The sequence below is a fragment of the Nitrosophilus labii genome, assembly GCF_014466985.1.
Classification (GTDB): domain Bacteria; phylum Campylobacterota; class Campylobacteria; order Campylobacterales; family Nitratiruptoraceae; genus Nitrosophilus_A; species Nitrosophilus_A labii.
This window is the reverse complement of the sequence record NZ_AP022826.1, coordinates 93,919-114,080: the sequence shown is the minus strand read 5'-3', so window position 1 is coordinate 114,080 and position 20,162 is coordinate 93,919. Positions and strand designations below refer to the sequence as shown.

Genomic DNA, 20,162 nt, shown 5'->3' with positions numbered 1-20,162 from the left:
ATTGTCTATTCTTAATTTCAACTTTTATAAACTATATTCATCTAATTTATTTATTAATCTATCAACCCAATCTTCAATTCCTTTGCCAGTATGCTTTTGCTTAGTATGGAAGAAAATTCTTATTTCTTCTAATTCTTTTTTTAATTTATTAAAAGATTGTATAGAACCCTCTTTAACAGAATATACTTTCGCCACAAGAAAATTTCCATTAAGCCTATTATTTGAACTAAATAGAAGCGTTGAAGAGTTAGATTCTTTTAATTCGAGTAAAAAATAATTCCTGTTTCTAAATCTAAAATGAAAAGCATAATATCTATTTGTTTGATAAAAATTGCTTTCTTCCTCGTTTAAATTTAGTTTCCTTTTTAACAATTCAATAGCTTTTTGAAAATCAAAATTTTCTATATTTAAAGTCCCTTTGCCATATGGAGAATTTTTATCTTCCATATCGCTCAAACTTATTCCTTCTGATTCTTTAAAAATTTTATGAATAGGCTTTGAGTAAATACTTTCTCCCTTTCTAATAGCTTTGCCTTTGAAAACAGCCAAAGGATTAACTGAAGAAAACTGTTTTTTACCAATAGATATGATGGTATCAGTACTTTTTGGATTTGTAGGGCTATTATGTGAAATAGTGGCTGCTTTGCCTGCTAATTTTTTAAAGAATTTGGTTTGAAGCGTATAATTTCGATCTCTACTTTCAAAATGATATGTAATAACTTTTTTTCCAAATAAGCTTTCAAAATCAATATCTATTATTTGATAAACTAACAAGTTTTTATCATCAAGATATTCACCTCTAAGCTCAGCTTTAAAATCTTTAAAAATTGGAAACTTAAAATTAGCAAATGATAGAATATATCTTTTATTCTCATATTTGGGTTCTTTTATAACATCCTTTATAAAAAAAGAATATGCATTGTAAAAAAACTTTCTGCTTTTTTCATAACAAAAATACAAATATGCAAGCTCCACCGTTTCTTTGGTAACTTTTTTGTTAAAGTTTCTAAAATACAACTCACCTTCTTTACAACTACTTAATTGAACTTTATTTTCTTTGTTCTCTTGAAGTAAAATATTTATATCTTGGGCTAAGAAGGCTCTTCTTATATGAGAAGTTGGAAAATAGAAAAAACTTCCTATTACTAAATAAGGAAATATTAAAACTTTATCATTTGTTTTTAGGGTTAGAAAACTTTTAACGGCTCTTTCTTCATCCGAAATTATTCTTTGAGATATTTTTTCTTTTAAATCATCAGAAAGTTTTTCATATGGCTTTATTTCGATATTAGAAGGTTTTATATTAAATATCTCGCTTTCTGCAATAAAATTTATGTTTTCTTTGTATAAAATACTTCCATATGAAAAAATTGATGTAGTTTCAAGCTGCAAATCATAAGCAACAAATTTTTTACCACTTTCATCTTTAAACCAAATATCAATTAAAACATCTTCTCTTCCATTGTTCTTCGGATAAATTTTTAAAGGAGAGTAACCACATACAATCAACGGTTTTTCTCTCTGCAATTTAATAATTAAAGAATTTTTACCAGAATTGTCTATTAATTTTGAAAGATTATTCATTGTAAGTTCCTTTTAAAATAGCAGAAATACAAGAAATAATTAATTTGAAGATTTAAGTAGTGTAAATATATTTGAATAATTGTAGATAATTGTGAATAAAATGTAATTATATTAGAATACTTACAACCGCCTCCAAAAATGCTAGCCTTAGTAGATGAGTGATGAGGAGATCTAAAAGGTCGTATAGGCGTAAAAGTTGGCTCCTTTTTATCTAAAGCCGAAAGCTTAGCCACTTCTAAGATCTCTTCAATACTCATAGGCGGTAAAATATATCTTAAGCGTTTTATAATCATACTTTTACCGCATCCTGGGCTTCCCTCAAACAAAATATTGTGCATTCCCGCAGCGGATATTAAAGCGGCCCTTTTAGCTACCTCTTGACCTTTAACCTCATTAAAATCGATAGGAAAACTCTCTTCGTAGTAATATCTATTTCCTAATATCTCGATAAACTTAGCTTCTATAGTTTCGCTATTGATCTCCTTTTTTTCTTCTTTTACAAAAAAATCTACCGCTTCTAACAAATTTTCAACACAATAAATCTTAACACCGGGAATTTTTGAAATTTTACCTACCGATTCACAAGGCACAACTACTTTTAAATCCTTATAAAACTCTTTTAGAGACAATATGAGAGGAAATATAGAGTTTGTATCTTTTATAGTCCCGTCTAGACCTAACTCTCCAAAGACAAAATAGTCTTTAAAATCTACCTTTTTCTTTTGTAGGGCAATAGATAAAGCTATGGCAAGATCAAAATGACTACCGCTTTTTTTGATATCGCTTGGAGATAGATTAATCGTCACTTTTAATGGAGGAAATTTAAAATCTATTGCGTGTAGTGCGGCTTTTACCCTATCTTTTGCTTCTTGAATAGAGCTAGAAGCCAATCCTACTATAGTAAAAGAGGGGAGAGCTCTTACAAAAGAGCTCTCTACCTCAACGATATTTGCTTTGCCATCTTCAAACGTAGCGCAGAGGATCTTTTTCAATATAAGCCTTTAATATCTGGCGTCTAAAAATTCTTTTGATTGTTTTATCATCTCAGTCGATTAAGAAAACTATTTATTTTTTCCTTTTTTGACACTTTTTTCTTTTCTTCTCTTTTTCCACTCTTTTTCAAACTTTTTTCTTTTTAAAAAGGAGAGTTTTTCTATAAAAAGATGTCCGTTTAGATGATCGATCTCATGTTGAAAAGCTATAGCCAATAGTCCATCTGTCTCTATTACTCTTTTATTACCGAACCTATCAAAAAACTCTACTTTTACCCACTCGGCCCTCTCAACGTCGTCGTAATATTCCGGCACGCTTAAACACCCTTCGGTATAAGTAATAGAACCTTTTGACTCCACTATTTTTGGATTTACTACTTCAATGAGATTTTCCCTTTTTTGCTCTCCCTCTTCATCTGGAATATTTATAATAAGCGCTCTTAAAGGAACGCCTACCTGAATAGCAGCAAGCCCTACTCCGTTTTTTGCCATCATAGTATCGTACATATCGTCCAAAAGAGTATGGAGCTCTTCGTCAAACCTCTCCACCTCTTTTGATATCTGTTTTAATCGCTTGTCCGGATAAACTACAATTTCTCTAATCATACTCTATTTAAAACTTCTTTCTAAAACTTGATCTATAAGACCATACTCTTTTGCCTCTTCAGCGCTCATAAAAAAGTCTCTATCCGTATCTTTTGCTATCTTTCTAAGAGACTGCCCCGTGTTTTTTGCTAATATGTCGTTTAACATATGCTTTAGTCTTAAAATCTCTTTTGCCTGTATCTCAATATCGGTAGCTTGACCTTGCGCACCACCTAAAGGTTGATGAATCATAATTCTTGCATGAGGTAGAGCATATCTTTTTCCCTTAGCACCACTGCTTAGCAAAAATGCTCCCATAGAAGCCGCTTGACCTATACATATTGTAGAAACATCCGGTTTTATGTAGTTCATCGTATCGTATATACTCATACCGCTAGTTATAACACCACCTGGCGAATTTATATAAAGATAGATATCTTTATCAGGATCTTCTGCTTCCAAAAAAAGAAGCTGTGCCACGATGGAAGAGGCAACAGGATCGTTTATCTCGCCGCTTAGCATAATGATCCTATCTTTTAAAAGTCTTGAGTATATATCGTAACTTCTCTCTCCCCTTCCAGTTCTTTCGATAACGTATGGGATATAGTAGCTCATTTACTCTCCATTTTTTTATTTAAAAGATGAGTTAAAAGTTTATCTTCTATCATAGCCATTTTTATAGCAGGAAGCAATCCTTGTTTTTGGTAAGCTTCCAAAACTTCTTGAGGATTTTGTCCCATCTGCATAGCTTCATAATAGATTGTCTGTACAACCTCTTGATCCTCTACGCCGATACCCTCTTGTTTGGCTAAAGCATCAACTATAAACGTAGCTTTTACGCTCTTTTTAGCTTCATCTTTTAGAGAATCTCTAATCTCTTTTACTTTGTCCTGATTTTCTCTTAACTCTTTAAGCTCATCTTCACTCATACTTCTTAGCTTTTCGTTAAGTTTTAGATCGATTTCTTGCTCAACAATATTTTGAGGAAGATCAAAGTTAAACTTCTCAACAAGACTCTCTATCAGTTTAGGCTTTAACTCTTCATTATAAAGTTTAGATAGTTTTTCGCTTTTTAGCTGCTCTCTAATCTTCTCTTTAAGAAGCTCCACAGTAGCATTTTCTTCGTCAGGTAACATCTTTTTTGCAAGCTCATCGTCTATTTTAGGCTCCTCTTTTACCTGTATCTCTTTCAATGTAACCGTAAATTTAGCTTTTTTACCGGCTATATCTTTGTTGTGATAATCTTGAGGGAAAGTAACTTCTATCTCTTTTGTCTCTCCGGTTTTCATCCCTATAAGTTGCTCTTCAAAACCCTCTATAAACTGTTTACTTCCAATTTTCAATTGAAAATTCTCAGCACTTCCACCCTCTAACTCTTTATCGTCTATATAACCTTTAAAATCGATAATAGCTATATCGCCCTCTTGCAATCCTCTATCTTCTTCCAATTTCCTTTGAGGGGCTAAAGCAGCGGCTAACTCTTTTAGTCTCTCTTCAACCTCTTCCTCCGTTACCTCCGGCTCCTCGAAAGAGGGAACAGCCTCTTCGTATCCGCTCAAATCTATTTGCGGCTTAAAGCTTATTTTTATCTCCGTTTCTATAATTTCTTCGCTTTTTTCAAACTTAGTAACTGCAGGTTCGCCTAAAACATCCTCTTTTTTTAATCCAAGCTCTTCCAAAGCTTTTGCATAAACTTCTTGGAGGCTTTCAGCTTCTGCATCTTTTTCTATCTTTTCACCATATCTCTTTTTAACTACGGCAGAAGGAACTTTCCCTTTTCTAAAACCGGGTAGATTTAACGTTTTACTCAGATTTTTAGCGATTTTGTTTATTCTTGATTCGATATCGCTCTTTTGGATTTTTGCGCTTACCTCAGCATTTGCATTATCTGTTTTCTTTACACTAACTTCCATATTTTCCCTTTTATAAAAAATTTTAGTTGCAATTTTAGCAAAATTATGCTTTACTTTTGTAAAATTGCGGAAATTAACAAGGAAATATGGATGGATAAAAAAAGAGAATTCGAAAACAGCGTAAAAAAAATATTGGAAATAGTAGGAGAAGATCCAAATAGAGAAGGACTCTTAAAAACACCTGAAAGAGTCTATAAAGCTTTTTTACACTTGACAGAAGGATATAAAAAAGATCCGAAAGAGGTATTGGGAGAAGCGCTTTTTACATCAACAAACGATGAGATGGTCGTTGTTAGAGATATAGAGTTTTACTCTTTATGCGAACATCACCTTCTACCTATAATAGGAAGAGCACATGTTGCTTACATTCCAAACGGAAAAGTAGTCGGTTTATCTAAAATACCTAGAATGGTAAACGTATTTGCTAGAAGACTGCAAATCCAAGAACAGATGACTGAACAGATAGCCGACGCTCTCATGGAAACAGTCAATCCAAAAGGGGTTGCGGTTGTAGTACAAGCAAGACATATGTGCATGGAGATGAGAGGAGTGGAAAAAATCTGTTCAACTACTGTAAGTTCCGCCTTAAGAGGTGTATTTAAAGAGAATTTAAAAACAAGAGAGGAGTTTTTTAGTATAATTAACTCTCCCCAATCCATTAGATTTTAAAGAAAGAAACTTTCGATTTCTTTCTATTTTACTTCATTTTTTAATAAATACTTAAGTTAGCTTCCTGTAATATTCAGGTAAATCAATTAGGACTAAATTAGTCTTATTTAGGAGAGCAGATGAAAAAAGTCTATCTTGACAACAATGCAACCACAATGGTAGATCCGAAAGTGAAAGAGGCTATGGATCCGTTTTTTTGTGAAATATACGGTAACCCTAGCTCTTTACACGATTTTGGGACCAAAACACATCCATATCTAAGAAAAGCTATGGATCAACTCTACAATGGTATAAATGCAAGAGACGAAGATGATATTGTCATAACAAGCTGCGCAACTGAATCCAACAACTGGGTCATAAAAAGCGTCTTTTTTGATCATATAAAAAATGGTGATAAAAACCATATGATAACTACTGAAGTAGAACACCCTTCTGTTTTGGCCGCTTTTAAATGGCTAGAGTCTCAAGGTGTAAAAGTTACATATCTGCCGGTAAATAGTGAAGGTATAGTAGAAGCTCATACCGTAAAAGATTTTATAAGAGAAGATACGGCACTAGTTTCGATAATGTGGGCTAACAACGAAACCGGAATGATCTTTCCTATAGAAGAGATAGCCCAAATTTGCAAAGAAAACGGAGTTTTATTTCATACTGATGGTGTACAAGCCATAGGTAAAATAAAAGTTGACGTTCAAAAAGCAGGGATTGATTATATGAGTTTTTCCGCACACAAATTTCATGGACCAAAAGGTGTAGGAGGACTATATATAAAAGCCGGTAAAGAGTTGACGCCTCTGCTACATGGTGGGGAACATATGAGGGGACTTAGAAGCGGGACACTAAATGTACCTGGAATCGTAGGTATGGGAGAGGCTATGGAGCTTGCCTCGTACTATCTTGAGTTTGAAGAGAAAAAGGTAAGGGCTTTGAGAGACAAACTAGAAGATGCCCTTTTGGAGATTCCAGATACGTTTGTGGTGGGAAGTAGAGATAAAAGAGTACCAAATACCATTTTGATAAGCGTTAGAGGAGTTGAAGGTGAAGCTATGCTTTGGGACCTTAACAGAGCAGGTATCGCAGCTAGTACTGGAAGCGCATGTGCCAGCGAAGATCTAGAAGCAAACCCGGTAATGGAAGCAATAGGAGCGGAGGCTGATCTAGCACATACGGCGGTTAGACTTAGTCTTAGCAGATTTACGACTGAAGAAGAGATAGATTATACAATAGAGGTTTTCAAAAAAGCGGTAGAAAGACTTAGAAGTATCTCAAGCTCTTACGCTTACAAACCTGAAAATATATAGATATAAAGAGATAGGAGAAAAGATGGCAAAAAATGATTTGATTGGCGGAAGTATCTGGGAAGAGTACAGCCAAAAAGTCCAAGATTTGATGAACAATCCCAGAAATAAAGGTGAACTTACCGAAGAAGACGCAAAAAAGCTAGGAGGAAAGCTAATAGTCGCTGATTACGGCGCAGAAAGTTGCGGTGATGCTGTGAGACTATACTGGATAGTTGATCCCGAAACAGATAAAATATTGGATGCAAAATTTAAATCTTTCGGCTGTGGTACGGCAATAGCAAGCTCAGATACTATGGTAGAACTTTGCAAAGGAAAAACTGTTGATGAAGCCGTAAAGATAACCAATATAGACGTTGAGAGAGCGATGAGAGACCATCCTGACGTTCCTGCCGTTCCGCCGCAAAAGATGCACTGCTCCGTAATGGCTTACGATGTTATCAAAAAAGCTGCAAGCCTATATAAAGGCGTGGATATGGATAGTTTCGAAGATGAGATTATAGTTTGCGAGTGCGCTAGAGTAAGCTTGAGCACTATAAAAGAGGTTATAAAACTAAACGATCTAAAAACGGTAGAAGAGATTACAGACTATACAAAAGCCGGAGCTTTTTGTAAAAGCTGTATAAAACCCGGCGGACATGAAGAGAGAGAGTATTATCTAGTAGATATTTTAGCCGAAACAAGAAGAGAAATGGAGGAAGAAAAGATGAAAGAAGCAGCCGAAGCTTTAGAAAGCGGGCAAGAAGTTGCGTTTAACGATATGACTACTATACAAAAACTTAAAGCTATCGAAAAAGTGATTGATGAAAATATTAGGCAGTTTTTGATAATGGATGGAGGGAACCTTGAAATAATAGACGTTAAAGAAAACGGCGCCTACACAGATGTATATATTAGATACATGGGAGCCTGTGCAGGATGTGCAAGCTCAACTACAGGAACTCTTTTTGCTATAGAAAACACTCTTAAAGAGAAACTTGACGAAAATATAAGAGTTTTGCCTATATAATGTTTATCGAGCGAATCTTTCGCTCGATAAATATAAATCCAACCAATAAGTAAAATATGAAAAGAGAATTTAAAGAGAACGAATCTATTGATTATTGCGTGTTAGATTACGACTGTCCTTATCTACCTGATAAAAAAACCAGAATGTATTATAGATTTATTCCAAAAGCCACAAAAGAGCTTTGTTCCGCTCTGATTAAAAGGGGATGGAGACGTTTTGGTTTTTCATATTTTCATCCTATATGCAACGGCTGTGAGGAATGCAAAAGTCTTAGAATAGATGTAAAAAATTTCAGACCTTCACGTTCTCAAAAAAGAGCCATCAAAAAAAACAGAGATACGAAAGTAGTCATAAGAAAACCAACTATTACATTTGAACATATCGAGCTATACAATAAATTTCACAAATTTAAAAGCAAAAAGAGCGGATGGAAATATATCCCTATAGATCTTCAAACATACTATGAAGAGTTTGTCGTTGGAGCTCACGATTATGGTAAAGAGGTGCTCTACTTCCAAAATAATAAATTGGTGGGGATTGATCTTATAGATATTGTAAATGACGGGATTAGCTCTATATACTTTTTTTATGATCCAGACTTTGAGAGATTATCACTAGGAATCTACTCTTTACTGATACAGATTGATATAGCAAAAAAATTGGATCTTAATTGGATATATCTTGGATATTGGGTAGATGGGTGTAAATCTTTTGCTTATAAAACAAATTTCAAACCTTATGAACTGCTGGAAGGATTCCCAAATATCTGCGAAGAGGCAAAATGGAAAAATATAGACAACTAATATACCAATAAACCAGTTTTATATCTTTTTACTTCCTTTCGCAATAGCTCTTTTTATAACTTTTATAAAGAGTCTAACTATTAAAACAAACAGATATATCCCAAAACTAAACAGAAACGGATGAAGTACTCCAAACTGACTTTTAGGAAGAGCACTAAGATGCTCTATAGGATATGAAAACCACTCTTTATAGTGTATACCTAAAGATAGTATAAAAAAGATTGCTAGATATACTCCTATCTCCTTAAATACCGTCCTTTTCATAACACCTCTTTAGCTGTTGATTAGAGATTTAAAGATTTCGGCGCAAAAAAGCGCCAAAGTATTAAGCTAGACCTTTTAGCATACCGTATTGGGTCATAGGTTTTAGCATATAGACTTTCAATACCCAATATAACCATCTAGGCTGAGTAGGATCTAGTGGGAAAGATGGAGACACTATTCCGTTGTATTTGCCATTTGCCGGATCCGCCCATTTAAACTCGGCAAGCATAACTTTACCAATTTCAGATATCAACGGACATACAGTATATCCATTATACTTAGCAGTTGGTTCTTTACCTTCCATAACAGAGATTAAGTTATCTACAACTACTTTATACTGTTTTCTTGCACTACCACCAGTTTTACCAAGTGGAACAGCCGCAATATCTCCCAATGAAAAGATATTTTTATATTTTTTATGTTGCAAAGTCTCATAATTTACCGGAATAAATCCCGCACTACTTCCTACCGGCGATTTGCCTATATAATCTGGAGCTTTCATAGGAGGAGTTATGTGTATCATATCGTAAGGGACTTCAACTCTTTCGTGAACTACCTCTTCAAACTCCTCTTCAAGATCAGGATCATATACTTTTTTTGTTTTATCATGCTTATCAAATACGGCAATCTTCTTATCTAAATCTATCTCTATTAAGTTGTGCTTATAGTGATATTTCAAATCTTTTTCTTCAAAAAGATTTAGTATCGCTTTATGGTACTCTGGAACACCGAACATACTACCGCCATTTGGATAAAAAACTAGTTCAGCATTGTCTCTAGCACCCGCATGTCTAAGATTTGAGTCGGTTAAAAACAGAATCTTCTTAGGCGCTCCTCCACACTTGATTGGAGTATTTGGATGCGTAAAAATCCCTTTTACTTTTTTACCGGATTTTGCAGCCTCAATAAAAGCATTAAGATTTTTCCTCATCTGAACTGCACCGTCCACAAAATAGAGCGAAGCGGCATTTCCTCTTGCTAAAATCTCAGCCGCTTTTTGATTTTCTCCAAGAGTATATAGAGTCCCAATCTCTTCTAAACCTTTGATTTTATCAAAAGCAAGCTCTAATCCGCCGGCAACTACCATAAAGTCGTATTCGATAGTTTTGCCTTTTTCAGTTTTTACTTTATTGTTTTCTGGATCAAATTCAACTACTCTGTCTTGAATCCATTTTACGCCGTCAGGAACAAAATCGCTAGTATTATAGATAATATCTTCCACTCCCCACTCATATCCTCCAATTAGAGTAAGTCCGGGTTGATATGAAACACTTTTTGGATTGGGTTCTACTACGGTAATATCTGGATTATCAAGATGTCTAACAAGTCTAGCGGCGGTACTCATACCTGCAAGACCGCCACCTACTATCAAAATCTTTCCTTTTGCACTACTCGCTTTAGCTTCGGTAGCGGCTTCTGCCTTGACACTTGTTCCGCCCATCATAGCGGCTGCGGACCCAAGCCCCATAAGTTTTAAAGCATCCCTTCTTGAAAGCCCTTCTTTTTTCATAGTCTCTTCAACTATTTCTTGAAGATGTTCAAACTCTTTTCTTTCCATAAACTACTCCTATTAAAAATATAATTTTGATTCATAAATTATATTAAAAAAAATGTAAACTTTTCTTAATAATATTTATGAAGAGACAAATTGTCACAAAAAAGTCAAAATTGTTTCGCCTTTGCTTTAATATGATAAAAATCAACACAGCTTATTCATTGTAACATAAAAAGATAAATAGTTAAGAGATTTTCAAAATATTTAACTGTATATAAATGTTGTTGTTAAATATATTTTTTTGAGGATAATAGACTATATCTATACTATCTTTATTTAATTTAACACTATTTCTAAATTTTATAGCTTTAAAAACTCTATTTTTTTGCCTTAGAGTCATTAGAAGATGTTCTCCGTTTTCTCCAACTTCTCTAAAATCGGCCACTTCAACATTCAAAGCGGCAAATTTGGGCATAGGGTTGCTTTCACCGTAAGGGGCGAACTTATCTATTATATCTATAAGCTCCCAATCTACCTCTTCAAAAGGAAGCTCTCCCAATACGTTAGTGCCTTCTATCCAGTCCTCTTTTGGAACACTCTCTATCTCTTTATTTAGTCCATCTATTAAACCCGGAAGATTTGTTTTGGCCAAAGATAATCCTGCCGCTTTTTTGTGCCCACCAAATCTATGAAGCAGATATCTATTTTTATCTAAAAGCGAATAGAGATCTATATTTGCAAAACTTCGTCCACTACCTTTATAAAACTCTCCAGTTTTAGTTAGAATAATAGCTGGCTTTTTAAATCTATCCACAAGTCTAGATGCAACTATACCAACAACGCCTTCGTGCCAATCATCTCCAGCAGCAACTATAATCTTCGAACTCTCTTTTTCATGCAACTTTGCTTCATTAAAAACTCTTTTCTCCTCACTCTTTCGTTCACTATTAAGCGCAAGTAGTCTTCCATAAAGAATTGAGCTTTCAAAAAAATCTTTAGAGGTCAAAAAATCTAGAGCCAGTACTGCACTATCCATTCTTCCTGCACTATTTAATACCGGAGCTATTGTAAAACCTATATCTTCAGAGTTAAAACTACTCTTTTTCAATGTCTTTCGCAAAAACTTTATTGCCGGTCTTTCACTAATTTCAAAATATTTAAGCCCTGCTTGGACTAGTACTCTATTTATATGTCTAAGAGGCATAACATCTGCAATTATCGCTATACTTAAAAGATCTAAAAAAATTTTCATATCTAAATTGAGTCTCAACTCTTTTTTTAACTGAGCAATAAAAAACCAGGCAACTTGAGCGCCGCAAATCTCTTCATATTTAAAACTACACATACTCTGTTTTGGATTTATTATGGCATATGCGTTAGGAAGGTTTTCAGGTGGAGTATGATGATCTGTGATTATTAAGTCTATTCCCCTTTCCAAGCAATATTCGGCAGCTTCTACAGCACTAATACCGTTATCAACTGTTATAATAACCTCAGCATCAATGTTTTTAACAAGCTCTTTAGTTATACCGTATCCATCCTTGAATCTGTTTGGAATTTTTATCGTCACAGGGTAGTTAATATATGAAAAAAACTCCTTCATAATAGCCGTAGAGACTACCCCGTCAACATCATAATCTCCTACAACCGCTATCTTTTCTCTATTTTTTATAGCTTTAGCCACTCTTTTTGCAGCTTTTTCCACATCTTTCAAACTATCAGGAGAAGGCAAAGAGGAGAGTTTTAAAAAGCCCTCTTGAAATCTCTTTCTTAATATATCGTATATTTTAGTTTTTGTAAGTCTTTCCATCAAAAGGATTCTCTATTTTTCATAGAGTTATCTATGAAAGCCTTGATTAATGGATTTGGGTTTTGAAGATGAGATGTAAATTCAGGATGAAACTGAACTCCGACAAACCAAGGATGTTCCTTTATCTCAACCGCTTCTATAAGCCCCTCTTCACTCTCACCGCTCACAATCATTCCCGCATCTTCAAGAAGTTTTCTGTATTTTGTGTTTGCTTCATATCTGTGTCTATGTCTTTCATAAATAATATCTTGATGTTCATAAGCTTCCCAAAGTTTAGTTTCAGGCTTTACTTTACAAGCATACTCTCCAAGCCTCATCGTTCCCCCCATTGGAGAAGTATGCGTTCTAATCTGCTTTTGCCCGGACTGATCTATAAACTCATCTATAAGATAGATAAAAGGATATTTTGTATCTTTATCGAACTCCATAGAGTTGGCCTCGGCAATCCCTAAAACATTTCTTGCAAACTCTATTATAGATAGTTGCATCCCAAGACATATTCCAAGATAAGGGATCTTGTTTTCTCTCGCATATCTAATTGCTTCTATCTTTCCTTCTACTCCTCTTTCCCCAAAGCCTCCAGCCACAAGTATACCTTCAACATCTTTTAAAAGCTTTTCGCTACCTTCGGACTCTATCAATTCACTATCGATCCATTTTATATTTACTTTAGTATCTAGATTAGCGCCTGCATGAACCAAAGCTTCGGTTAAAGACTTGTAAGATTCTTTGAGTCCTAGATATTTTCCGACAAAAGCAATGGTAACTTCATCTTTAGGGGCAATTATCTTTTTAACAAGTATGTCCCAAGAATCCATATCTGGATGAAGTTCCCTAAGCTTAAACTGCCTAGAGATTGGATATAAAATATTTTCTCTCAAGAAATTTAGAGGCACTTTATAGATAGTTTCCGCATCTCTTGCCTCTATAACCGCATGGATATCTATACCACAGCTTCTTGCAATTTTATCTTTAAGTTCTTTAGGCAACGGTTTTTCGCATCTAGCTATAATCATATCTGGAGTTATACCTATACGTCTAAGTTCTTGTACACTATGCTGTGTCGGCTTAGTTTTAAGTTCTCCCGCAGCTTTTATATAAGGTACTAAAGTAACATGTATGTTGTATGCTTTATGGGGTCCAAACTCATGAGTTAACTCTCTTATCGCTTCTAAAAAAGGCAAACCTTCAATATCTCCGACCGTCCCTCCAAGTTCAACTATAAGAACATCGTGTCCTTTCCCGGCCTTTTTTATTCTGTTTTTTATCTCATCTACTATATGTGGAACGACCTGTATAGTTTTACCTAGATAATCGCCTTGTCTCTCTCTTTTGATAACAGACAAATATACCTGCCCAGTTGTAAAGTTGTTTTTTTTGGAAAGTTTTACGTTTAAAAATCTCTCATAGTGTCCGATATCCAGATCTGTCTCCGCACCGTCAGCCGTTACAAAAACCTCACCGTGCTCTAACGGACTCATTGTTCCCGGATCTACATTTATATAAGGATCTATTTTTAATATAGATACTCTAAGTCCGGAGTGTTTCAAAAGAGTTCCTATACTTGCACTAGAAATCCCCTTTCCAAGCGAACTTAAAACTCCACCGGTAACGAAAATATATTTTGTCATCTCTTTCCCTAACAGATTTTTAAGGAAAATTTTATCTAAACCAAGCTTTAGATTGAATAAGAGAGCTAGGATAAAGACGTTAGGCTTTAGCGAAGCAACTGCTTGCTTTGCGTACCTGAGCGAAAGTCTTGAGTATATGTAAGCCCAAAATTTAAGGAATTTAGTGGCGAACATACGAAAGGCTGGTTTAGATAAAATCTTTGCTATGAAATAGCGCAAGATTTTTGGTTGAGGGTAAAGACGTTAGGCTTTAACAGTAAAGGAGAGAATAAAAGAAGAGGTGAAGTAGTTTTATATAATCAGTTATCCGTAAAAAGTGTTTTAAAACTATTATCTTTAAGCCATTTTTCATACTCGATATAGTTTGGACATCTTTTAGACACTAACGTCCAAAAATATTTAGAGTGGTTCATATATGTCAGATGAGATAGTTCATGGATAATTACATAATCTATAACATCTTTTGGAGCCATTATAAGACGATATGAAAAGTTTAGGTTCTTTTTTGAACTACAACTACCCCATCTTCTGGGAGTGTAAATATAACTGTGTAAATCCTTATAAAAAGATTAGATAAAATTAAAGAATAAAAAGGATTTACACAATGAGGTATATCAATACAGAAGAGGTAAAAAAAGCTATCAAAGAGGGAAAGGGGATAGATATTGATGAGATCTTGGAAGAATTCAAAGGTCTTTTAAAAGAGGTTTATCAGACTGCTACAGAAGTAGAGTTAACTGAGCATTTAGGATATGAGAAGCATCAAGTTTCAGATAATCCAAATTATCGTAATGGATACAGTGAAAAAACTTTAAAGTCCAAATATGGGGATATAGAGGTTAAGATACCAAGAGACAGAAACGCTACCTTCGAACCAAAGCTTATCAAGAAACGACAGACTCTCATAAAGGGGACAGAAGATTTAATTTTGTCTTTATATGCAAAAGGGATGAGTGAACAGATTTCAACACCATCTTGATGATTTATATGGATATGAACTTTCTATTCAGACAATTTCCAATATAACAGAAGCAATAATAGATAAGGCAAAAGAGTGGCATAGTCGTCCGCTAGAGGCAATATATCCGATAATATTTATGGATGCTACAGTTTTAAAAATAAGAGTGGATAGAGTAGTTAAAAATATTGCTGCATATATAATGCTAGGCATAACTCTTGAAGGGAAAAAAGATATTCTTGGTATATGGATAGGTGAAAATGAAAGTTCTAAACAGTGGTTAACACTTTTAAATGAGATAAAAAACAGAGGTGTTGAAGATGTATTGATATTTGCAATAGACGGACTAAATGGATTTAAAGAGGCTATAGAGGCAGTTTATCCAAAGGCAGAAATTCAAAGATGTATTGTACACCAGATCAGAAATAGCCTAAAATTTGTATCTTGGAAAGATAGAAAAGAGGTAGCTAAAGATTTAAAGAGTATCTACACTTCATCAACCGAAGAAGAAGCAGAGCTTGCTCTTACAAATTTTAATGACAAATGGGGTCAAAAATATCCCCATATTACCCAGTCTTGGCAATCTAACTGGAATGAGCTATCTACATTTTTTAAATATCCCCAAGCTATAAGAAAACTGATTTATACGACAAATCCCATAGAATCGATAAATTCAAATATTAAAAAAAGAACAAAGTCTGTGGGTTCTTTTCCAACCATCGATTCAGCTTTTAAGCTTCTTTATCTTGCCACACAGGAGGTACAGCACAAATGGAGTAATACAAAAATCAGAAGCTGGAGTGAAATCTATCCTCAGCTTTGTATATTTTTCAGTGAAATTATGCAAAAATATACACGCTAAGGTTTTAAGGACTTTAGGTGGTTTACACAGTTTATTTTACAGTCCCCATCTTCTTTTTGTACTGTTGATTTTTATTAGATTGTACGTTAAGTCATATTTTTTAGACAACTCCTCAACTCTTTTTGAGATATACTCTTTAGCCTCTTTTTTATAAAAACCTATTAATATCTCTTTCGCTTTATATTTATATTTTTCATTTACTATAAAAGCATTATCAAAAACTACTCTTTCGTTATCATTTTTTTTATCTCCTATAGTTTCAATCTCTTTGAGAAACTTAAGTGGATACTCTTTTCCCATAAAAAGAAATTTTTCTTCTTCTATAAACTCTTTCTTATTTTTTTTATACTCTTTTAATCTCTTTTCTATCCAATCTAAATGTTTTTTTAAAAAATCTTCTATCTCATTTTTAAATAAAAAATTTGGAGCTTTTACAATAACTTCACCATCTTTTATAAATATTTTTAAACTTTTTCTTCTCTCTTTATAGAGCTTATACTCAATATTCAAATTTCAAATCTCTCCTCATTTTGTTTATCAAAGAATCAGCTACATTTTCATCAAATTTACCTTTAAAATCTCTTTGGTTTCTATACACTAAATGAGAACTCTGCACAATCTCAAATCTAACAAAACCGTCAAAATCGCTTCCAAGGGCTTTAGCTTTAGGAGATGAACAAAATGTAACATAATTTGAGGTTATTTTTAAAGTATACGGACATTCTTTTTTATATATTTTTTTTATAAAAGAGTTTTTTTTAACTATATCTTCAATAATTAAATTGTCAGATTTTATATTAATGCAAGAAATCGGCTTTTTCGCCAACTCCTTATCGTATATTTTTGTATAAATATCACTACATCCGGCAAACAAAATAGTTAAAAAGGTAAAAAATCTAATTAAAGACATTATGTGACAACTATTAATTTCTTTGACTTATTATAGTCCGGGTATTCTTGGGATTTTATTTAGCTTTGAATTTTTAAAATACCATCCCCACGCTTTTTTCAGCCAGTGTCCGAAAATAGGCATAGGAATCATTAAACCCCTTTTATTATCTCTGTAAACAAATGCCGCACCATCTCCGCTATCCATAACGCATAAAATATTTAGATGATCTATATAACTCTTTTTCTCACCCATCTTCATCCCGCTATCTACAGCGATATTGTGTGCGCAATTTCTAGCTTTAACTTCGGCTATATGTCCCTGTTTAGCTCTCCAATCCGGTCCCTCTATATATGCGCTATCTCCTATTGCATATACTTTTGGAACATCTTTAACTTCTCCAAACTCATCAATCAAAATAAAACCAGACTCGCTTAGAGGAAGATCACTGTTTTGAAATACGGGATGTCCCGAACCAGCGGCAATAAACATAGTCATATCTGACTCTAAAAATGAGTCATCTTCAAAAACAATCCCATCTTTTTCAAATCTTTTTATCTTTTTACCAAATTGTTTATCAATATCTAACTTTTTAAAAAATATATCCATCATTTTAAGAGCTTGTGGTCCCAACCTTTTACCTGGTTCTTTCATAGTAGCAAAAAAAGTTAATTCAAAATCTTTCCTAACCCCTTTTTCTTTCAAATAGTTATGAATATTGAAAATAACTTCAAATGCGGGACCTCCTCTAACCGCTGTGCTATCTTTAGGATTGCCTCCAAATCCTACGGCTATTTTTCCTTTTTCATTCTGTGAAATCAACTCTTCAAGTCTATCTCTCATCAATATAGCATCATTAGGATCACCGCAAATAGTAAGGTAGTTATCTTCCCCCTCATATCTCATTTTTGAGGCTCCCATAGCTATAACTAAATACTCAAAGTCCTCGTAAATCCCTGTTTTACCCAACACTCTTTTATCTTTAGCCTCTATCTTAACAACCTCATCCTCTATCCAGTTAAAACCATGAACTTTTGATAACTCCTCTAAAGGTATACAGACATCTGAAAACTCTATCTTTCGTACAGGTACCCAAATGGAGATGGGATATATATACAAATAAGGTCTAGGAGATACTAAATCTACCTTAAATCCCTCTTTTCTTAGCCATATTGCCGCTTCCACACCAGCTATTCCGCCGCCAAGAACGGTTACTTTTTTCATCATCTGCTCCTAATAATGCTTTATAATAACTTTATCGCCGCTATTCAAATCGGGTTCCCCTTTATCCCAAAAATACCATCTAGCCAAAGCGTATATAGCTCCAACTACTAATCCGCTTATAATTACCCACTTAATAACTCTTTTTTTCTCATCGGAATGTGTACCTTTATAATCATCCAATTGAGTTAAAGTCGGCTCTCCATTTTCATCAAAACCTTCTCTCATCTACTCCCTCGAAATATTTTAGCTTCAAACTTCAAACTTCAAATTAACTTATTTATGTCTTATAAATTTTTCTATATTGTTTTCGTTTATCTGTTCAAGATTTCCTTTTTTAAAAGACTCAACGGCATCTTTTACCAAAACTCTACCTTCGCCCGGATAGTAACATTTAATCTCTTCTTTTGACAAAATCACAAAAGGTTTTAACCCAATATGTTGCGTAATAACAGTATCAACTCCATTATCTAAAAGCCACTCTACTACTTTTATACCGCCATCATAAGGATTGGGCTTTATTTCAATATTATTATCTTCAATAAAAGCAAAATATTTAGCATGTCCAAATAACGGAGAAATAGGAGGATTTTCTTTGTCAAATTTTACAGGTAAAGCTATTAGCATTTCATTCTCCTTATCTTTTAAAAACAGACTATAGATTTGTCATTAATCAATAGCGATAAACAAATATGTTCATCACTAATGACCAATGACCTTTAGACTAATGATTTTTATTTATTTATTTTTTTTTGATATATATCCCATCTTGGAAATACAAATATTGTCTTTCTGGTTACGCTTATTTTAGGATCATCTACAGCATAGGCTCTTATAGTAATAGGGATAGGCGTATCTTTTTTGGTATCTTTTACCAATGCTTTATCAGTATACAATATAACCACTTTTTTCACTTTTTTACCAGGAATTACGTCAAACGGCTTTTTAGGTCTATCTATTTTTATATCTTTATTGTCTACAACTTCGAAATAGTATTTGTGTTTTTCATTTTCAGTATTTTGAAATAAAAACACATAAGAGTTTTTCACTACCCCATTTTGTTCTATCTTATAAAGTTGACTCGTTCTATTGATATTAAGAAGCATATGCTCTTTTTTACTACCCATATAAAACAAGGCTACAAATGCAAGAGTTAGCATAACTATATAAGCAACGATTCTAAATCTAAATACTCTTGTTTTTTCTCCCGTCTCTAATGCATGATAGCTTGTCCATCTAACAAGACTCTCTTTTCCAAGAGCTCCCATTACTTTAGTACAAGCATCTGCACACTCAAGACAGTTTATACACTCAAGCTGCATACCTTTACGTATATCAATATGAGTTGGACACACCTTTACACAAGATTCACATAGTGTACACTCAGCATTTTCACTCTGTTCTTTCAACTCGTTCTTGTTATGAACTATCAAATGTCCATGTTCATCATATATACGTCCACCTCTTTTATAATCATATACCGTCTGAAAAGTATCTTCATCATAAAGTACCGACTGGACCCTTGCATAAGGACAGATATATATACAAAAGTTTTCTTTCATAAATACTACATCGGCTATCAAAAACAGTGCTGTACCGATCCAAAAACCCATAAGTATCGGATGATCACCCGGGTTTTGAACATATTGTAAGAAATCTTCCGGCGGAACAAAATACCAAATAAAATCTGCAGCTGCTATAAATGCAAGAGTTGACCAGAGTAAAATAGCTATAACTTTTTTTATTTTATTTTCAAATTTACTCATATCTGGCTCAATCTGCTTGTTTGATATTCTCTTTCTAAGATGTAAAAGTTTTGTCTCTATCAAATCCCTATAGATCACCCTAAATATAGTCTGAGGACAACTCCAGCCACACCAAACTCTTCCTCCAAGAGTAGTAATAAAAAAGATCCCGAAAAAGAGAATCCATAGTAAAAAAGGCATAAGATAAAGCTCTTGCATATCAAATCTGACAAAGAAAAGATGTAGCTGTTTATGGTCAAAGTTTAGCAAGAAAAAATGATTGCCATTTATCTTAATCCACGGCAAAACTAGTGAGATAACGGTAACAAAAGCAAAAAAGAAGTATCGCTTGTATCTATACGGTATCCAGTTTTTAAGATACTCTTTTGCTTTATTTTTTTTTGATTCAGCACCTACTGATACTGTAGCCATTT

At 33.9% G+C, this 20,162-nt stretch carries 20 protein-coding genes and 1 pseudogene; 5 read left to right on the top strand and 16 right to left on the bottom strand.

All coding sequences use genetic code 11. The annotated features are described in order from the left end of the window. Nucleotides 1-24 precede the first annotated feature (24 nt). From NIL_RS00655 to tig, 5 genes are all read right to left on the bottom strand, one after another. A complete protein-coding gene (locus NIL_RS00655) occupies nt 25-1,584 on the bottom strand; it encodes a hypothetical protein (RefSeq protein ID WP_187647742.1) in 1,560 nt (519 codons plus the stop codon). Continuing rightward, on the bottom strand, nt 1,581-2,576 hold the full coding sequence (locus NIL_RS00650) for a magnesium chelatase domain-containing protein (RefSeq protein ID WP_246434441.1): 996 nt from the start codon (nt 2,574-2,576) through the stop codon (nt 1,581-1,583). Before NIL_RS00650 ends, NIL_RS00655 begins: the two co-directional genes overlap by 4 nt. A gap of 69 nt (nt 2,577-2,645) precedes the next feature. Next, the gene (def, locus tag NIL_RS00645; protein WP_187647741.1) at nt 2,646-3,182 is read right to left on the bottom strand and encodes a peptide deformylase; all 537 of its coding nucleotides are present in this window, start codon (nt 3,180-3,182) and stop codon (nt 2,646-2,648) included. A gap of 3 nt (nt 3,183-3,185) precedes the next feature. Then, nucleotides 3,186-3,776 carry an ATP-dependent Clp endopeptidase proteolytic subunit ClpP gene (gene clpP, locus NIL_RS00640; RefSeq protein WP_187647740.1) on the bottom strand — a complete coding sequence of 197 codons (591 nt, stop codon included), beginning with the start codon at nt 3,774-3,776 and terminating at the stop codon, nt 3,186-3,188. Further along, nucleotides 3,773-5,074 (bottom strand): trigger factor, encoded by a 1,302-nt coding sequence (gene tig, locus NIL_RS00635; RefSeq protein ID WP_187647739.1) that lies wholly within the window; start codon nt 5,072-5,074, stop codon nt 3,773-3,775. Before tig ends, clpP begins: the two co-directional genes overlap by 4 nt. Nucleotides 5,075-5,164: 90 nt before the next feature. Here tig and folE point away from each other — a divergent pair, with 90 nt between their 5' ends. The 4 genes from folE to NIL_RS00615 all read left to right on the top strand — a co-directional run bounded on the left by folE (nt 5,165) and on the right by NIL_RS00615 (nt 8,853). Beyond that, nucleotides 5,165-5,743 carry a GTP cyclohydrolase I FolE gene (folE, locus tag NIL_RS00630; protein WP_187647738.1) on the top strand — a complete coding sequence of 193 codons (579 nt, stop codon included), beginning with the start codon at nt 5,165-5,167 and terminating at the stop codon, nt 5,741-5,743. Nucleotides 5,744-5,862: 119 nt separating this feature from the next. Further along, a complete protein-coding gene (locus tag NIL_RS00625) occupies nt 5,863-7,044 on the top strand; it encodes a NifS family cysteine desulfurase (protein WP_187647737.1) in 1,182 nt (393 codons plus the stop codon). Nucleotides 7,045-7,066: 22 nt separating this feature from the next. Continuing rightward, a complete protein-coding gene (locus tag NIL_RS00620; RefSeq protein ID WP_187647736.1) occupies nt 7,067-8,050 on the top strand; it encodes an iron-sulfur cluster assembly scaffold protein in 984 nt (327 codons plus the stop codon). Between the two features lie 56 nt (nt 8,051-8,106). Further along, nucleotides 8,107-8,853, top strand: coding sequence for an arginyltransferase (locus tag NIL_RS00615; protein WP_187647735.1), 747 nt, complete (start codon nt 8,107-8,109; stop codon nt 8,851-8,853). A gap of 18 nt (nt 8,854-8,871) precedes the next feature. On the opposite strand, the gene NIL_RS00610 is transcribed toward NIL_RS00615, so the two are convergent. The 5 genes from NIL_RS00610 to NIL_RS00590 form a co-directional block, all read right to left on the bottom strand. Then, the gene (locus NIL_RS00610) at nt 8,872-9,117 is read right to left on the bottom strand and encodes a hypothetical protein (protein WP_187647734.1); all 246 of its coding nucleotides are present in this window, start codon (nt 9,115-9,117) and stop codon (nt 8,872-8,874) included. 61 nt (nt 9,118-9,178) lie between these two features. Continuing rightward, nucleotides 9,179-10,675, bottom strand: coding sequence for an NAD(P)/FAD-dependent oxidoreductase (locus tag NIL_RS00605; protein ID WP_187647733.1), 1,497 nt, complete (start codon nt 10,673-10,675; stop codon nt 9,179-9,181). A 181-nt stretch (nt 10,676-10,856) separates the two neighbouring features. Then, entirely contained in the window at nt 10,857-12,422 is a 1,566-nt protein-coding gene (gene recJ / locus NIL_RS00600; RefSeq protein WP_187647732.1) for a single-stranded-DNA-specific exonuclease RecJ, read from the bottom strand. Further along, nucleotides 12,422-14,053 carry a CTP synthase gene (gene pyrG / locus NIL_RS00595; RefSeq protein WP_187647731.1) on the bottom strand — a complete coding sequence of 544 codons (1,632 nt, stop codon included), beginning with the start codon at nt 14,051-14,053 and terminating at the stop codon, nt 12,422-12,424. Before pyrG ends, recJ begins: the two co-directional genes overlap by 1 nt. Nucleotides 14,054-14,352: 299 nt before the next feature. After that, nucleotides 14,353-14,595 (bottom strand): M48 metallopeptidase family protein, encoded by a 243-nt coding sequence (locus NIL_RS00590; protein WP_187648529.1) that lies wholly within the window; start codon nt 14,593-14,595, stop codon nt 14,353-14,355. A gap of 62 nt (nt 14,596-14,657) precedes the next feature. Here NIL_RS00590 and NIL_RS00585 point away from each other — a divergent pair. Beyond that, a pseudogene (locus tag NIL_RS00585) lies at nt 14,658-15,873 on the top strand (IS256 family transposase). Nucleotides 15,874-15,909: 36 nt separating this feature from the next. Here the strand turns inward: NIL_RS00585 and NIL_RS00580 are convergent. The 6 genes from NIL_RS00580 to ccoG form a co-directional block, all read right to left on the bottom strand. Further along, on the bottom strand, nt 15,910-16,383 hold the full coding sequence (locus tag NIL_RS00580; protein ID WP_187647730.1) for a M48 family metallopeptidase: 474 nt from the start codon (nt 16,381-16,383) through the stop codon (nt 15,910-15,912). After that, nucleotides 16,373-16,783 carry a hypothetical protein gene (locus NIL_RS00575; protein WP_187647729.1) on the bottom strand — a complete coding sequence of 137 codons (411 nt, stop codon included), beginning with the start codon at nt 16,781-16,783 and terminating at the stop codon, nt 16,373-16,375. Before NIL_RS00575 ends, NIL_RS00580 begins: the two co-directional genes overlap by 11 nt. A gap of 30 nt (nt 16,784-16,813) precedes the next feature. Further along, nucleotides 16,814-17,986: an NAD(P)/FAD-dependent oxidoreductase gene (locus NIL_RS00570; protein ID WP_187647728.1), complete on the bottom strand. Its 1,173-nt coding sequence runs from the start codon at nt 17,984-17,986 to the stop codon at nt 16,814-16,816. Nucleotides 17,987-17,995: 9 nt separating this feature from the next. Then, the gene (locus NIL_RS00565; protein ID WP_187647727.1) at nt 17,996-18,211 is read right to left on the bottom strand and encodes a hypothetical protein; all 216 of its coding nucleotides are present in this window, start codon (nt 18,209-18,211) and stop codon (nt 17,996-17,998) included. A 48-nt stretch (nt 18,212-18,259) separates the two neighbouring features. Continuing rightward, a complete protein-coding gene (locus NIL_RS00560; RefSeq protein WP_187647726.1) occupies nt 18,260-18,610 on the bottom strand; it encodes a NifB/NifX family molybdenum-iron cluster-binding protein in 351 nt (116 codons plus the stop codon). 107 nt (nt 18,611-18,717) lie between these two features. Next, the gene (gene ccoG / locus NIL_RS00555; RefSeq protein WP_187647725.1) at nt 18,718-20,160 is read right to left on the bottom strand and encodes a cytochrome c oxidase accessory protein CcoG; all 1,443 of its coding nucleotides are present in this window, start codon (nt 20,158-20,160) and stop codon (nt 18,718-18,720) included. Nucleotides 20,161-20,162 lie beyond the last annotated feature (2 nt).

Bases quoted from the DNA above. Each gene is read 5' to 3' on its own strand.
- NIL_RS00655 (WP_187647742.1), bottom strand. From the start codon at position 1,584: ATGAATAATCTTTCAAAATTAATAGACAATTCTGGTAAAAATTCTTTA.
- def (WP_187647741.1), bottom strand. From the start codon at position 3,182: ATGATTAGAGAAATTGTAGTTTATCCGGACAAGCGATTAAAACAGATA.
- clpP (WP_187647740.1), bottom strand. From the start codon at position 3,776: ATGAGCTACTATATCCCATACGTTATCGAAAGAACTGGAAGGGGAGAG.
- tig (WP_187647739.1), bottom strand. From the start codon at position 5,074: ATGGAAGTTAGTGTAAAGAAAACAGATAATGCAAATGCTGAGGTAAGC.
- folE (WP_187647738.1), top strand. From the start codon at position 5,165: ATGGATAAAAAAAGAGAATTCGAAAACAGCGTAAAAAAAATATTGGAA.
- NIL_RS00625 (WP_187647737.1), top strand. From the start codon at position 5,863: ATGAAAAAAGTCTATCTTGACAACAATGCAACCACAATGGTAGATCCG.
- NIL_RS00620 (WP_187647736.1), top strand. From the start codon at position 7,067: ATGGCAAAAAATGATTTGATTGGCGGAAGTATCTGGGAAGAGTACAGC.
- NIL_RS00615 (WP_187647735.1), top strand. From the start codon at position 8,107: ATGAAAAGAGAATTTAAAGAGAACGAATCTATTGATTATTGCGTGTTA.
- NIL_RS00610 (WP_187647734.1), bottom strand. From the start codon at position 9,117: ATGAAAAGGACGGTATTTAAGGAGATAGGAGTATATCTAGCAATCTTT.
- NIL_RS00605 (WP_187647733.1), bottom strand. From the start codon at position 10,675: ATGGAAAGAAAAGAGTTTGAACATCTTCAAGAAATAGTTGAAGAGACT.
- recJ (WP_187647732.1), bottom strand. From the start codon at position 12,422: ATGGAAAGACTTACAAAAACTAAAATATACGATATATTAAGAAAGAGA.
- pyrG (WP_187647731.1), bottom strand. From the start codon at position 14,053: ATGACAAAATATATTTTCGTTACCGGTGGAGTTTTAAGTTCGCTTGGA.
- NIL_RS00575 (WP_187647729.1), bottom strand. From the start codon at position 16,783: ATGTCTTTAATTAGATTTTTTACCTTTTTAACTATTTTGTTTGCCGGA.
- NIL_RS00570 (WP_187647728.1), bottom strand. From the start codon at position 17,986: ATGAAAAAAGTAACCGTTCTTGGCGGCGGAATAGCTGGTGTGGAAGCG.
- NIL_RS00565 (WP_187647727.1), bottom strand. From the start codon at position 18,211: ATGAGAGAAGGTTTTGATGAAAATGGAGAGCCGACTTTAACTCAATTG.
- NIL_RS00560 (WP_187647726.1), bottom strand. From the start codon at position 18,610: ATGCTAATAGCTTTACCTGTAAAATTTGACAAAGAAAATCCTCCTATT.
- ccoG (WP_187647725.1), bottom strand. From the start codon at position 20,160: ATGGCTACAGTATCAGTAGGTGCTGAATCAAAAAAAAATAAAGCAAAA.